General features: G+C 54.8%; 12 protein-coding genes. 4 read left to right on the top strand and 8 right to left on the bottom strand.

The window, feature by feature from the left end:
* Positions 1 to 553 precede the first annotated feature (553 nt).
* The 3 genes from QMX91_RS22555 (at position 554) to QMX91_RS22545 (ending at position 3,043) form a co-directional block, all read left to right on the top strand.
* The gene (locus tag QMX91_RS22555) at positions 554 to 886 is read left to right on the top strand and encodes a hypothetical protein (protein WP_135296156.1); all 333 of its coding nucleotides are present in this window, start codon (positions 554 to 556) and stop codon (positions 884 to 886) included.
* Between the two features lie 333 nt (positions 887 to 1,219).
* Positions 1,220 to 1,690, top strand: a complete 471-nt coding sequence (locus QMX91_RS22550) for a hypothetical protein (RefSeq protein ID WP_135296157.1) — start codon at positions 1,220 to 1,222, stop codon at positions 1,688 to 1,690.
* Between the two features lie 855 nt (positions 1,691 to 2,545).
* Positions 2,546 to 3,043 carry a hypothetical protein gene (locus QMX91_RS22545; RefSeq protein WP_282413407.1) on the top strand — a complete coding sequence of 166 codons (498 nt, stop codon included), beginning with the start codon at positions 2,546 to 2,548 and terminating at the stop codon, positions 3,041 to 3,043.
* Positions 3,044 to 3,081: 38 nt separating this feature from the next.
* Here QMX91_RS22545 and QMX91_RS22540 read toward each other — a convergent pair whose 3' ends face one another.
* On the bottom strand, positions 3,082 to 3,894 hold the full coding sequence (locus QMX91_RS22540; RefSeq protein ID WP_282413406.1) for a VanW family protein: 813 nt from the start codon (positions 3,892 to 3,894) through the stop codon (positions 3,082 to 3,084).
* Positions 3,895 to 4,109: 215 nt separating this feature from the next.
* On the opposite strand from QMX91_RS22540, the gene QMX91_RS22535 reads away from it, so the two are divergent.
* Positions 4,110 to 4,916: a glycosyltransferase gene (locus tag QMX91_RS22535; RefSeq protein ID WP_282413405.1), complete on the top strand. Its 807-nt coding sequence runs from the start codon at positions 4,110 to 4,112 to the stop codon at positions 4,914 to 4,916.
* A 329-nt stretch (positions 4,917 to 5,245) separates the two neighbouring features.
* On the opposite strand, the gene QMX91_RS22530 is transcribed toward QMX91_RS22535, so the two are convergent.
* The 7 genes from QMX91_RS22530 to QMX91_RS22500 all read right to left on the bottom strand — a co-directional run bounded on the left by QMX91_RS22530 (position 5,246) and on the right by QMX91_RS22500 (position 12,577).
* On the bottom strand, positions 5,246 to 5,830 hold the full coding sequence (locus tag QMX91_RS22530; RefSeq protein WP_096796222.1) for a hypothetical protein: 585 nt from the start codon (positions 5,828 to 5,830) through the stop codon (positions 5,246 to 5,248).
* 85 nt (positions 5,831 to 5,915) lie between these two features.
* Positions 5,916 to 6,098: a hypothetical protein gene (locus tag QMX91_RS22525; RefSeq protein ID WP_134786777.1), complete on the bottom strand. Its 183-nt coding sequence runs from the start codon at positions 6,096 to 6,098 to the stop codon at positions 5,916 to 5,918.
* A gap of 11 nt (positions 6,099 to 6,109) precedes the next feature.
* Positions 6,110 to 6,352, bottom strand: coding sequence for a hypothetical protein (locus QMX91_RS22520; protein WP_097088770.1), 243 nt, complete (start codon positions 6,350 to 6,352; stop codon positions 6,110 to 6,112).
* Between the two features lie 150 nt (positions 6,353 to 6,502).
* A complete protein-coding gene (locus tag QMX91_RS22515; RefSeq protein WP_282413404.1) occupies positions 6,503 to 7,573 on the bottom strand; it encodes a lipocalin-like domain-containing protein in 1,071 nt (356 codons plus the stop codon).
* On the bottom strand, positions 7,563 to 10,034 hold the full coding sequence (locus tag QMX91_RS22510; protein WP_282413403.1) for an ABC transporter permease: 2,472 nt from the start codon (positions 10,032 to 10,034) through the stop codon (positions 7,563 to 7,565). Before QMX91_RS22510 ends, QMX91_RS22515 begins: the two co-directional genes overlap by 11 nt.
* Positions 10,031 to 10,684 (bottom strand): ABC transporter ATP-binding protein, encoded by a 654-nt coding sequence (locus QMX91_RS22505; RefSeq protein WP_083368660.1) that lies wholly within the window; start codon positions 10,682 to 10,684, stop codon positions 10,031 to 10,033. The genes QMX91_RS22510 and QMX91_RS22505 overlap by 4 nt, the downstream gene beginning before the upstream one ends.
* 195 nt (positions 10,685 to 10,879) lie before the next feature.
* The gene (locus QMX91_RS22500) at positions 10,880 to 12,577 is read right to left on the bottom strand and encodes a sulfatase-like hydrolase/transferase (RefSeq protein ID WP_282413402.1); all 1,698 of its coding nucleotides are present in this window, start codon (positions 12,575 to 12,577) and stop codon (positions 10,880 to 10,882) included.
* Positions 12,578 to 12,989: the final 412 nt, after the last annotated feature.

Raw genomic sequence — 12,989 nt, 5'->3', positions numbered from 1 at the left:
GCTGAAACCTTGGGCATGACCGATTTGAATGGTGGCGCGCTCTTCAACGCTGAGTTCGGAATAAGACATAGGGACAGCACCGTACCGGAAAGGTCAGGTGTTGCACTCAGTTTTCGCCGCCGCCCCCCTTAGAAAAATCACAAAAACGAAAATGGGACAACGAAAATGGTGGCGGATTTATTTCGAGCTTGCCACTTTTTGATCAAAAGAGACTGAAGCTCTCCTTTGGCCCCTTTTCAGAAAATAAATCCGCCCCCTTTTTCTAAAGCAAATTTAAATAATGCTGCGGAAAAATTCGCCGGCAACAACCTTATAATTAGCAAACTATTTAGAGTAAGAAAATATACAAAAACCCTCAAGACGGAGTAGAAGTAGTAGAAGACATGAATGGAAACTATTTTAGAGTTTACGACCCCTCACTTCACGGAAAACGTAAATATCTGAACCTTGACTTAATTGTACCTAGCAACAAAACGCTTCCGAACGGAAAGCAAACAGGCAGATCGCGAAGCGAATACAACGAAGTTACGCACTTTAACAAGGAACCATAGAAGTGAAAACAATTTCAGTGCCAGTAACCGTGGAAGCAATGAATCGATTAGACTTTGATGCATGTTTACCGGGAGATCTGGAAGAAATTTTTCTTTCCGAAGATGAATTCTCAATCCTTGTAAAGACCGGAGCAATTGAAAAAATTTACTCAACACTAGGAATACTTATAGACGAGTACGAAGACGAAAAAATACAAGGAACCTCAGAATTACAAACATCCCTCAACATATTCCAAGAAGCATTAAAAACCACCAACACTGAAATAATAAACAAAATCTTAAAGCTTAATGAATCAGCAATAAAACATGATACTGGATTGTTTTTTTACTTCTGAATTTTTTCCAGAAATATATAAATTGATAAAAACTACAAATCCATATTTAATACTCAACTCAAAGAATATCGAAAAAAACCACTCTTTATTCGATAAAAATGGCAACTCAACATAACTGAATGACATAAACACATAAACGCTTTCAATTTATAAAAAATAATGGATTTCTATTTCTGGTGAAATCACTCACCAAAAAACTGAGCATACCTATACTGCTTCAGCTTGCCACTTTTTGATCAAAAGGGATTGAACGCCCTCCCTTTGGCCTTCTTTTCAGAAAATAAATCCGGCCCCTTTTTCATTGCAAAAATTCGATGACTGGGAAAAGCTTCAATGAAGACCACTTTTGAAACTGCTTTAGACCTTCACGAGACATCTGATTTCTTTAAAGGAAATGGACAATATTTTGCTCGAGACTCAGACTGGGGAGACCATCTTTCTATTAGTAACTGGCAGGAAATATGCAGCGTTTTAAAGAACCAGAAAGCCGCACAAAACTTACTTACATCGATATTTGAAGATTATGCAGAATACTTAAAGGAAGATTATTCAGATGCCGAAGGATTATTCTCCAACATAAGCGCCTACTACACACTTAAAAACAAAATAGCCTTTTTATCGAGCAATAGTTACGACCTAATCGAAAGTCTTGACGAGAGAAGCAAGAAAAATATAGGAAAACTATTTCGTCTGCTTAGGCAGCAATATGATTTAAAAAACAAGGATCTGCCAAAGTACACATTTGATGAGGAAATTAAACGATTAAGACTCAAGGGATGCACTCTTAATCTTGAACAACTTTGAGAAACCTGCAGATCACGACTTCAGCATAGCTGAGGATAGATATTTAAAACAATTCAAAATCTAAAATTCTTCTATCTCCATAAATACCGCATTAAATTAGTGGGTTAAGGGGACAGATTTATTTAACGGTTCGCTTTCCTCTCGATTTAAAAGGGATTAAAAATCGATCCGTCGCCCTCTTACCACTTCAATCAACGACCAATTAAAAACTCTAGAACAGGCAAAGCACCTGGTAAAGCCCACTACATATTTCGAGCAATTTAGAATGTGGATATCATCAATATCGAACAAAAAGCAGTGGACGTCGATTTTCGGAGAAACATATTCCCCCTCAAGCATGCGTACGTCATACGTAATGCTGGACGGAAACTCTATATGCATAAAATTATCCAGCAAAATAGAGCAAGCAGCCCCTAAAAAGTGGCTGACAAAGAATTACAACGAGTATGAGTTTCAGCTCTACATAGTAGACATAGAAAATTTTAATGTAGAGAATTTCAACTTCAGCGGCACCACCACCTTAACAATCGAGGGAAAATCCTCAGACTACAAAGTCACAATTAAATTTGAAAATAACTGTGCAGTCACATGCCAAGCAAAAAATATTAGTATAGCCAATATTAAGGCATACAATAATGACGGCGCAGTATAGTGCAATGCGCTCACTGACACTTTTATAGACAGTATTGCATTCAGGCATTACCGACAATGTCGGGTACAGATCACAGTTTCATTTTACATAGACGCGATCATCTTACAATCTAATCGCCTTCATAAACATGACTCTTGGGTTCTCTAGTTTTAGGCAGAAACTATACCCATTACTTTGCGGCCCTTCGGTTTACATGAGCACCCATGAATAAACATCAAATCACACTCGCCAACAACTGGATCGCCACCTTCGAAAACAACGGTGAATTCCGCATGGGAGCCGAAGGCTGGAGCTTAGTCCTGCAAGGACCTGACGGCAGAAATATCAATTATTTCGCGGACAAGATCATTTTGGTCAACGATGACGACGGCACCCAGGCTAATTCGTGCATTCGTCTATCCAGCGACGGTGTCTACGGTTATTTGAGCACAGCCGTTGACAGTTGCTGGGTGGTCGATTTCTCGCGGTGCATGATCGCCCCGCACCGAGTGAGCATCCATCACTACCATGACGCCTATGACGAAAGCGTGGCAGCTTACGAACAACCCGCCTTCAAGCGTGTGAGGCAATACATCAGTGTGGTTGGAAGGTACATCTATCTGACCTTCCCGCTTACCAAAGATGAAGACTTCCCCACGGTATGGGAAGAGTATCTATCCATACGCAAACGCCAACTGGATGAGCTCTATTTCAGAAACTGATCAGTGGGCGCCAATATCATCGTAGCTATTTGTGCGCCCTACCCGATCAACTCATCCATGACCTCATACTTAACCACCACCCGATTCCGATACAATCTCCCCCTCTCCACCAACTCCCCCACCTGCCCCTTCTCCCGCACTTCCCGCCAGATCTCATTCTCCCGATACACCCATTCTCCCTCCCGCAAAAACCGGTGCCCTTCCTGAAACACGTGATACCGATACTCCCGCACCCGATCGCACAATAATTCCCCCTCCAGCTGCGTCTCCCCCACATTCAACTTCAACTGAAAAGTCCGATCAGTCGGGTTGTGCAGTACCAGATCAACGTAGTTGTAGAAAATCGCCGCGCCAGAGCCGAATGGCAGCACTCGCCCCTCATCCGGAAATGGATCGAAGCTGTGGTTGGAGCGCTCGACCACGACCAGCGGTGAGTGAATCGCCATCCAGTGGATCAGGTTGCTCAGTTGGCAGATTCCGCCGCCGACACCCCGTCGTGCTTCGCCGAAGGACAGTTCCATGCCTTCGACGTAGCCGCGTTTGCGGGTTGGGCGGCCGACGAGGCGGCAGAAGGAGAAGTGTTCGCCGGGGGCGATGATGAGGCCGTCGATGGCGGCGACGGCGAGTTTCAGGTTGATGACTTTGTTGTGTTGCAGGGCGAGGTCGGAGTTGCCCAATTTGCGGATGAGTTTCGAGGTGTGTTTCAGGTAGCGGAATGGCAGACGGTCAGCGCCGGCCACAAGGCGTGCGTAGCGTTTGCTGGAGCAGTGCCAGGCGATCTGGCGGAATAGTCTTTTTTGCCACACGCGCAGCCAGTACAGGGCCGGGTGGTAGAGGGAAAGTGGTTTCATCCGTGAGGCGACGGCAGGTGCCGTTTTGTCCTTGAAGCATCTGAGGGGCGCGCAGTTTAGCCTGTGGGCCGGCTTGCGTCGTGCGCGAGATGCCGTGGCTCGACACACTTCGAATGGCTTGCTGAACAGAAAATTAAGCTTCAACTAAGCTTGCGTCGCTAGCATCCCGGCCCGAGAGATACCTGTCGCCGATCAACCGCGGATGAGCTTCCCGAATGAGCCAGTTTGATTTACCAGCCGTTACGCAGCCGAATTTCAGTCTTGTATTGGTAAATTACAAAACCCCGGACATCACCCGGATGTGCCTGGAGTTATTGCGTCAGCACGTTCAGGCGCAGCGCATTCCGGTTTGGGTGGTGGACAATGATTCGGCGGATGCCAGTCTGGATTATTTGCGTTCGCTGGAATGGATCAACCTGATCGAACGTCCCTCCCCCGGCAAAGAAGCGGGACATATTGCGCATGGCAAGGCGCTGGATCTGGCGCTGGAAAAAGTTGAAACCGACTATCTGTTCCTGCTGCACACCGACACCTTTGTCTACGACAAGGAAGTCTTTGCAATGATGCTGCGTGAGTGCATAAAGTCTGCGGACGTCGCCGCAGTCGGGTGTGTCGAACAAATCAATCGTGGGATTGTGAGAGACACCTGGCGGTTAACTTCGCGATTTTGCAAACACTATATTCGCCGGGCGAAAACTGCATTGGGTTTGCGCAGTAAAGAGCCGAAACCTTATCGGGAAACTCACCTGAAGAGTTTCTGCACTTTGTGGAACGCCAAGTTGATGAAGTCCCGGGGACTGCACTTTTGCATGGATGACCGGGTGCCCGGTTATACCCTGCAGGATCGAATGACAGCGTTGGGCTACGGCATCAAGCTGTTGGCGCCGCGCAAGATTTTCCGCTATCTGGATCACATCCAGGCAGGAACCGTCGCAGCCGCTGGAACCTACGGCAAAAACCACCGCCGCACCAAGATGTATGAAGCCACCCTCAAACGATTTGAGGGGCAGGCATCGGCATAATCGCGAACACAAAAAAGGGCGACTGCAAAGTCGCCCTTTTTTTATCTGAAATTGTATACATCCGCTCCGAAGAGGTGTTCGCCCAGTGTAATGGCCTGGCAATCCATGCACCGGTAAAGAGCCCTGACACTGGGCGAACGGGAAGGATTTTAATAGAAGTTGGCAGATATGTCGTCATACACAAAGGTAAATTTTATGTACGAAAAAGTTAATAGATATTTATCGACGAAATCCTTTCGTGAAACTTTCAAAGCACGGTTCAGCTCATTTCAGATGATTGTTCTCATACAATAATTTGTACAAGAACAATCGTCTTGTAGAGTTAATACTCAGCTTTCATGCTGACTGGTCACTTTTAATACATCAGTATAAGTGACAACTACGCTCTGCCCGACTTTCAGATCTTTCAGCTTGGCCTGAATTTCAGGCTTTTTGACGTCGAGGATTTTCGACTGACCTTGAGGGTTTTCCAGGGTCACCTGATTATTCTTCAAATCAATTTTGGTGATTTTCAGTTGCACCTGAATCTGGCGATAAGCCTCGCCGCCCGGGTTTTCGCTGCCCGGCGCCTTGCGCAGCTCGCCGCTACGCTCGACGGTGCCAGGCAGACCTTTATCTACATCGGTATCGAGGTAAGCCGCCACCGAGCGTTGTACTTCGACTTTTACCAGATCGCCGACCTGAAGATTGGCGAGGTTTTTCGCCTTGTCGCTGAGCTGAACGTGAACCTGACGACCTTCGGCGCCTTCCAGCACCACCTGATGGTTGGCTGCATCGACGGCCAGCACTTTGGTGGTGACCTGATCGGCCTCGACGGTGGCGGACAGCGGAATATCGGCCGCCATGGCGCCGAAGCTGGTGGCGGACAGGACGGTTGCGAGGGTGATGGCCTTGGCCAGAGCGTGGAGCTTCATAAGCGGTACTTTCCCTGTAATGAATGGCAGCAACCGGCGCCAACGTCTGTTTGGCGCCGAATGTGCCACTGAGCATAGACGCTGTTCAGGGCTTGGCTTTCGTTTCTGACGCGGCGGTCTCCTGCGCGGTGGACTCGCCACTGGTGGTGCCCTTGCCGCTGTCCTCGCGCTGTTTGGGGTCGGTCGGGCGCAGCGCGTCGTTGTCGCGCTCGGTTTCTCCCGGTGGCCGGGGTTCGTCGGGGTGTTCGCTGGGGGATACGGGTTTCATGGTGGTTCTCCTCAGGCGTCAGGGTCATCCAGTTCATTGGTAACGTTCACGGCAGGCGAATCCTTGTGCAGGTCATCGGCCTTGGCGCGCAGGATCTGCCACTGCTCCAGATCGATCGCGCCCTGGCCGAGCAGATCGTCGGCAATGCGTTGCAGGTCGAAATAGTGAGCGTCGGGGGATTGCTGCCAGTAGGTCTGATCGTCGAACAGACGCTGCCAGGTGGTGAGGTCGGGGGGTTGCAGGTCGTCGCTCATGGGCGGGCTCCTCGCCGGGGTCTCGGAAATGGGCCGGGATTGATCGGTAGAGGATGGTAGACGGGGCGGAGTTCCGGGCAATTGCTCTGTGGGTGGCTGTACCGGCGCCTTCGCGAGCAAGCCCGCTCCCACAGGTTTTGCGTGTGAGCGTCAGTACCCGGTCATTTCCAGATAGCCGCGCCCGCCATGGCTGCCGCTGATCCGCACCGGCCCTTCCCAGTAAGGGATGCGCAGGTTCATCCAGGCAGCGGGATTGAGCGCATCGAGGCTGATGTCGAGGTGTTTGTCGGGAATGCTGATCGACCAGCGCACCGGCATCTGGCGGCCGGCGACTTTGGCGGTGTCCTGAGGCGTGAGTTTGATCTGCTCGTCGTGCAGAGTTTCGGTCTGGCCGTCGGCGTTGATCCAGGTGCCGGTCAGATACGGCGCGCCGTCGGTTTGCCGGGTGCGAAACAGCATCAGCGATTCGCCGCTGTCCAGGTGCAGGGAAAACCAGTCCCACCCGGTCTGATTGGCTGCCAGCGGCTGGCTGCTCCACTCCCGATCCAGCCACGCCGGGCCGCTGACGGTGTAAGTCTGGCCGTCGATTTGCAGGGTGCCGCTGGCCTGAAAAAACGGCTGACTGTAGTAGTACGAAGCCTGACCCTGTTCGGATTTTCGGCTGAAACCGTTGTCACCTTGCAACACCAGTGGACGACTGGAGGTGAGGTGCAATTGATAGCTGAAAGCTTTGTCGCTGGCACTGAGTTGCAGATCGGTCAGCGGATCCTGCGCCTGACTGGCGAAGCGCCAATCATCGATCCACGCCTCGAACGGCGCGACGTTCACCCCGGCCTGCCCCACTCCGCCTCGGGCATAGCGCTCGGCGGCATGGTGCGCGGTGGCCGAAGTCACTGCGGCATGCCCGAGCCAGATCGTCTGGTTGGCCCAGCCAGGTTGGTCTGCCGCAGGTTTTAACGCACTGCGAAACAGCGTCCATTGCACGCCGAAATCGTGGCCCTGCTGATCCTTGAGATTGGCGGTGACATACCACCACTCGATACGAAAACCATCATGTGCGCCGTGATCTGCCGGGAAGCTGAACACCCGCCCCGGCACCACCGGTGTGAACTGCGCGGCCTGATCGCCGAGTCCGGCGAAGCCCTTTTGCTCAGGCACAGGCTGATCGCAGCCGGCCAACAGCAGCAACGCGAACAGCAGCGCAACCCGGTTAATCCTCATGAGCAAACGTCCTCAGCAGATCCGCCGGTTGCGTGCGGTACAACGAATACAGCGGCCATGCCGAGGCCAACAGCGTCGCCAGCAACGCCAGCCCGAGCAACTGCAGCAGTTGCAGCGGAAAGATCCGCAACGGCAAGCGCCAGCCGAACGCCTGCACGTTGATCACCGCATCCAGACACCACGCCAACGCGATCCCCAACGGCAACGCCAGCACCAGCGTCAGCACCGCCAGCAGCCAGGTCTGGCCGAGGTTAAGCAGCATCAACTGACGGCGCGTCACGCCCAAGGCCCACAGCGGCGCCAGTTGTCCGAGGCGGCTTTGGCTCTGGGTCAGCAGGCTGATGAACAGCGCCACACCGGCCACCGCCAGGGTCAGGCTGTTGAGCGCGGCGGTGGCGGCGAAGGTGCGTTCGAAAATCTGCACCGACCAACCCTTGAGCCGCGCCTGATCGACGATGCGGCTGTCGTCGAGCTGAAAGCGCGTTTGCAGCGCAGACAAAAACGGCGGGATATCGGGCGGCGCGATGCGCAGGTTGAAACGGTTCGGCGTCAGTGACGGCCACAGCCGCAGCAGATGATTGCTGTTGACCAGCACGTGCCCCTTGGGATTGCCGTAGTCGGCGTAGATCCCGACGATCCGCGGTGACCACGCCCCGCCCGGTGTCGGCACGTTCAAATGATTCCCCGCCCGCACCTTCAGCCGTCGTGCCAGTTGTTCGCTGAGCATCACTGAATCGTCGTTCGCCAGATGCGCCCACGGATCTCCGGCAATCGCCTCGAGCAACGGCCAGTGCTGGCGATAATAAGGATGATCGATCACCCCGAAGACATCCGCCGGCCAGCCTTGCAGGGTCACCGCGACTTGCCAGTTGGGCAGCACCGCGCTGACGTTCGGCTGTTGCTTGAGCCAGGCGTACATCTCGCGCGATTGCGCCGGATTGACCGGGTTGAGGTACAACTCGGCACTGAGGCGCTGTTCGAGCCAGTCGTCGAAGGTCTGGCGAAAACCGGCGGTCATGCTGCCGGCGCCGATATTGGCCGACAGCGCCAGCAGCAGCGCCATCAGCGCCAGACTGAGTGCCGGCAGTTGCTGGCGGCAATCGGCGAGAAACCACTGACCGAGTACCGAGCGACTAAGCCCGAGCAACGGATTGAGCACCGCGCTGAGCACCACCGGCAACGCCAGCGCAGCGCCGAGCAGCAACCCGGCCATCAACACAAATCCACTGCCAAGGCTGTCACCGAATAGCAACGCCAGCAGCGCGATCAGTCCCAGCACCGCCGCCAGCCAACCCTGACGGCGCAACCAGCGCGCATGTTGCTGATGCCAGGCCTGCGGATCCGCCACCGCCAACAGCGGCAAGCGTGCCGCACGCAGCAGACTGTTGGCACCGGCCAGCAACGCGCCGAACAGGCTCAAACCAATACCGCTGAACCACCACCACGGACTCAGGCGCAACTGCCCCGCCACTTCCGCGCCATAAAGGCCGCGCAGGCTGGCGGCGACATCCGGCAGCAACACGCTCGCCAGCCAGTAACCGCTGATGACTCCGAACACCCCGCCAGCCAACGCCAACACACCGAGCTCGACGACCAGACAGCCGATCAACATCCGCGCACTGACCCCGCAGGCGCGCAACGTACGCAGCAGGCCGCGACGTTGTTCCAGTGCCAGACCGATCGCCGCGTGCACGATGAACAGTCCGACCAGAAACGAGAGAAAGCCCAAGGCGTCGAGGTTGAGGTGAAAGCTCTCGGTCAGGCGCGAAAGATTGTTTTCCTCGGCGCTGCTTTTAAGCTGCAACCGACCATTGAACGCGGCCGGCAGCTCGGCGTGAAAATCCTTGGGCAGTAACAAGCGCGACAGTTGCCCGGGCTGTTCGAGCACGGTTTGCGCGACGCCGATGTCGACCAGCAACATGCCCGGTGCCATGTCCTTTTGCGCGTGCAGCGGCGGCAGCGTCTGGCCGCTGGCGGTTTGCGGCGTGGCGCCTTCGGTCAGGCCCAAGGCGTGCAGGGTTTCCGGTGAAATCCACGTGCTGCCCGGCGGCGAGAAGAACGCGACGATGCGCTCGATCGGCATCGCCTGCCCGGCCACCGCAGCGTCCGTCGGCAGCGACACCGGTTCGATGCCCATCAGTTGCAGGCGCTGATCCGGGTGATCCTTGAGAACCAAACGGCCCTGCAGCAGCGGCGACACCGGCCAGCCTGCGCGGCGCAGATCGATGAACCACTGCTGGGTGAACGTCGCACCGCTCGGTGTGGCCAGACTGGCCTGGGGTTCGCCGCCGATCATCTGACTGGCCCGGGCGTAACTGTCGCGGGCCTGACTGTTCAGTGCCTCGACCCCGGTCAGCAGACTGGTCGCCAGCCACAACCCGGTCAGCACACTGAAAAACTGCACCGGATGCCGCCGCCAGTGGCTGAGCAACGCACGCAGGGTTTGCCAGAATACGTTCACGTCAGACGGCCGCTGGACAACACCACCCGCTGCGCCAGTCGCGCCGCCACGCGTGGGCTGTGCGTGACCATCAACAGCGTGGTCGGCGTGTCATCCAGCAACTCGAGCAACAGGCGCAGCACTTCATCGCTGGTGGCTTCGTCGAGGCTGCCGGTCGGTTCGTCGGCCAGCAACAGTTTTGGCCGCGACGCCAAGGCTCGGGCCAAAGCCACCCGCTGCTGCTGGCCGCCAGAAAGCTGTTCGGGGTAACGCTTGAGCAACTCGCCCAACCCCAGACGCTGCACCAGATGCGCTTGCCAGCGCGGCTCATGGCGCCCGGCCAGACGCGCCTGAAACGCCAGATTGTCCTCGACCCGCAGGCTGCCGATCAGGTTGAACTGCTGGAACACCAGACCGATTTCAGTGCGCCGCCAGTCGGCCAATTGCGCTTCGTTCATGCTTTCCAGCCGATGCTCGCCGCTGCGGATGCTGCCGCGATCAACCTTGTCGAGGCCGGCGATCAGGTGCAGCAAGGTGCTTTTGCCGCTGCCGGATTCGCCCATCAGCGCCAGACTGCTGCCGGGCTCGAGGGTCAGGTCGATGCCTTGCAGCACCGGTAACGGGCCTTGGGGGGTGAGGTAACTTTTGAACACGCCTTGAACCTGAAGCATGCCGCCATCCGTTGGGTCAGTGTGGGGCAAGGATAGCGGATTGCGGTCTCTTCAGATCAGTGGTGTTTGCACTGGCCTCATCGCTGGCAAGCCAGCTCCCACAGTGTTTTTGGGTGTATTCAGTATTTGTGAACAACCTCAATCCCTGTGGGAGCTGGCTTGCCAGCGATGAGGCCCGTTGGCCCGACACAAATCTCAATCCCCGGTCGCCACACTGGTCGCCGCCGCACCCGGTGTGACGATGGTCTTCAGATCAATGTGCTTCCACTCAGGCTTGGCCCCCAGCCGCGCATTGAAGCGGTAGTTGAAGGTGAAGTCGTCCGCCGTCGGCAGCGTCAACGGTTTGCCGTACAGCGCCTCGATGCCCGCCAGGTCATAACCCATCACCTGCAGCAGCGTCGGAAAAATGTTGTAGTGACTGGAGCGATCCTTGTTCGCCGGCAACGCTTGCGCCCAGTCCGGCCCGTGCAGCTGATCGCCCTGAATCACCACCAGTGGCACCAGCCCTTCTTCCTCCACCGGATCGCCCCCGCAGTGGGTATTGAGCCCGGGGTTGCCGCGTTCATGCAGGTCCTGACCGTGATCGGAGGTGTAGATGAGCAGCGCATTGTGCAAATTGGCCTGGGCAAATACCCGGGCGAAGAACTCGCCGACATTCCACAGCACGGTGTTCTTGTAGGCGTTGCGGTACAGCACCCAGTCATCCGGCTGGCCGTTGAAACCGTCGCGCTTACCGGTATCCGCCACTTCGGTGAATTGCCCGCGCGGCAAGGTCGGACGGTAGGCCATGAAGGCGTCGGGGTATTTGTCGTGCACCGGGAAATGCGCGCCGACCTTGTTGATCACCACCAACTCCGGCTGATCATCGTTGAGCAATTCGATCAGCTTGGCGGCGGCGGCCATGTCGCGGTCACGCACGCTGGTCTGGTCAAACTGGACGAAATCGTCGATGTCTTTTTTCTCGGTGTCGGTCATCAGGTTCTGCAGATTGCCGGCAGTGCGCTGAGCGTCGATGTACACCGTGCGCAACCCGGCCTTTTTCGCGTACTGCCAGATCGACGGCAGCGTGCTGTTGATGCGCATGTAATCGTCGCGGGTGCCGCCGTAGCGCAACGTGACGTTGGTGTCGGCGCTGCAATTGGCGATGGATGCGGCGTAGCCGTAGTTGAAAATGTCGACGCCCGGATGCGCCTGATTAAGGTTGCTGTGCACCCCGAACGGCGCGTTGATGTCCAGGTAATTGCCGGAAATGCTTTCGTCGATGATCAGCACGATGTCGTGATTGATCGCCACTGCGTTGCGCGCCAGCGTCACCGGCTCGCGCGGGCCGACCGTGTTGTGCAGCGCTTCATAAGCGAACAGGTTCAGATAGGCCAGCGGCGTGTACATGATCGGCAAACCGCGCGCGCCCTCGCCCGCCCGCAGGAACAACACCGCGCTCAACAGCAGCACACCACACACCGGCGCCGCCACACGCAACGCGTTGGGCACCACCAGTGCATGGCGCGGTTTCAGACCGATGCCGAACAGCAACAGCAGACCACTGAGCGCGCCATGAATGATCGCGTCGCGATACTGGTAGGCGGCCTCCTGAATGAAGCCGCCGGAGTACACCAGCGAGACAAAACTGCTGTAGCTCAGGTAATCCGCGGTGACTCGGGTATAGACATCGAAAAACACCGCCGAGACAAACAGTGTTATTGCGAACAAGTGGCGAATGAGAGCCTGACGAATATAAGCCGTTAGATATAACGCTAAAGTAAGCGCCAAAAACATCGCGCCAAAAAGAAGTACAGCAAAACCGACGCCGATAGCATTTAACCGATCAACGTAATATTCGGAATAAAGCAGCAAATAAACAATTAAAAGTACTTCTTTGGCATATCTGAACATGGCGATACCGCTCGTGCAAAACGGCAGGGAGTCAAAGGTTTGTCGGTCAGAACCTGACACTAGCACCCAGCCATCAAAGCGCAAGAATTGACTGTTTTCTTTAGAAAGCGTCAAAAAACCGGTGACTCAAATCTGACACACACAAAACGCTAGAAGCCTTTAAATTAAAGACTTACAACCGTTTATCGCTTATTTGAAATCTGAACAAATCTGCAAAAAAACAACAAATCCAATCGCAGCAATGACTTGATGGCCAATCGCCAAAAAGCGCTCAAGTGTTATACAGGGCGGTTACAGGAGCTGAGTGCAACACGGTTATTGAATTGAAGCTGGAGCATCATGCCGCATAGCCATAGCTTCCTGCATCACCTCGTCCATAACCTCGATCGGACACTTGAAGTCGAAGCGCTTA

The sequence above is a fragment of the Pseudomonas sp. PS01299 genome, from assembly GCF_029960145.1.
In the GTDB taxonomy this organism is placed as follows: domain Bacteria; phylum Pseudomonadota; class Gammaproteobacteria; order Pseudomonadales; family Pseudomonadaceae; genus Aquipseudomonas; species Aquipseudomonas putida_A.
This window is presented reverse-complemented; position numbering and strand designations above follow the sequence as displayed.

What these genes read in the sequence shown, in the direction of transcription:
- QMX91_RS22540 (WP_282413406.1), bottom strand. Translation starts at nt 3,894, where the DNA reads ATGAAACCACTTTCCCTCTACCACCCGGCCCTGTACTGGCTGCGCGTG.
- QMX91_RS22535 (WP_282413405.1), top strand. Translation starts at nt 4,110, where the DNA reads ATGAGCCAGTTTGATTTACCAGCCGTTACGCAGCCGAATTTCAGTCTT.
- QMX91_RS22515 (WP_282413404.1), bottom strand. Translation starts at nt 7,573, where the DNA reads ATGAGGATTAACCGGGTTGCGCTGCTGTTCGCGTTGCTGCTGTTGGCC.
- QMX91_RS22550 (WP_135296157.1), top strand. Translation starts at nt 1,220, where the DNA reads ATGAAGACCACTTTTGAAACTGCTTTAGACCTTCACGAGACATCTGAT.
- QMX91_RS22530 (WP_096796222.1), bottom strand. Translation starts at nt 5,830, where the DNA reads ATGAAGCTCCACGCTCTGGCCAAGGCCATCACCCTCGCAACCGTCCTG.
- QMX91_RS22545 (WP_282413407.1), top strand. Translation starts at nt 2,546, where the DNA reads ATGAATAAACATCAAATCACACTCGCCAACAACTGGATCGCCACCTTC.
- QMX91_RS22520 (WP_097088770.1), bottom strand. Translation starts at nt 6,352, where the DNA reads ATGAGCGACGACCTGCAACCCCCCGACCTCACCACCTGGCAGCGTCTG.
- QMX91_RS22525 (WP_134786777.1), bottom strand. Translation starts at nt 6,098, where the DNA reads ATGAAACCCGTATCCCCCAGCGAACACCCCGACGAACCCCGGCCACCG.
- QMX91_RS22500 (WP_282413402.1), bottom strand. Translation starts at nt 12,577, where the DNA reads ATGTTCAGATATGCCAAAGAAGTACTTTTAATTGTTTATTTGCTGCTT.
- QMX91_RS22505 (WP_083368660.1), bottom strand. Translation starts at nt 10,684, where the DNA reads ATGCTTCAGGTTCAAGGCGTGTTCAAAAGTTACCTCACCCCCCAAGGC.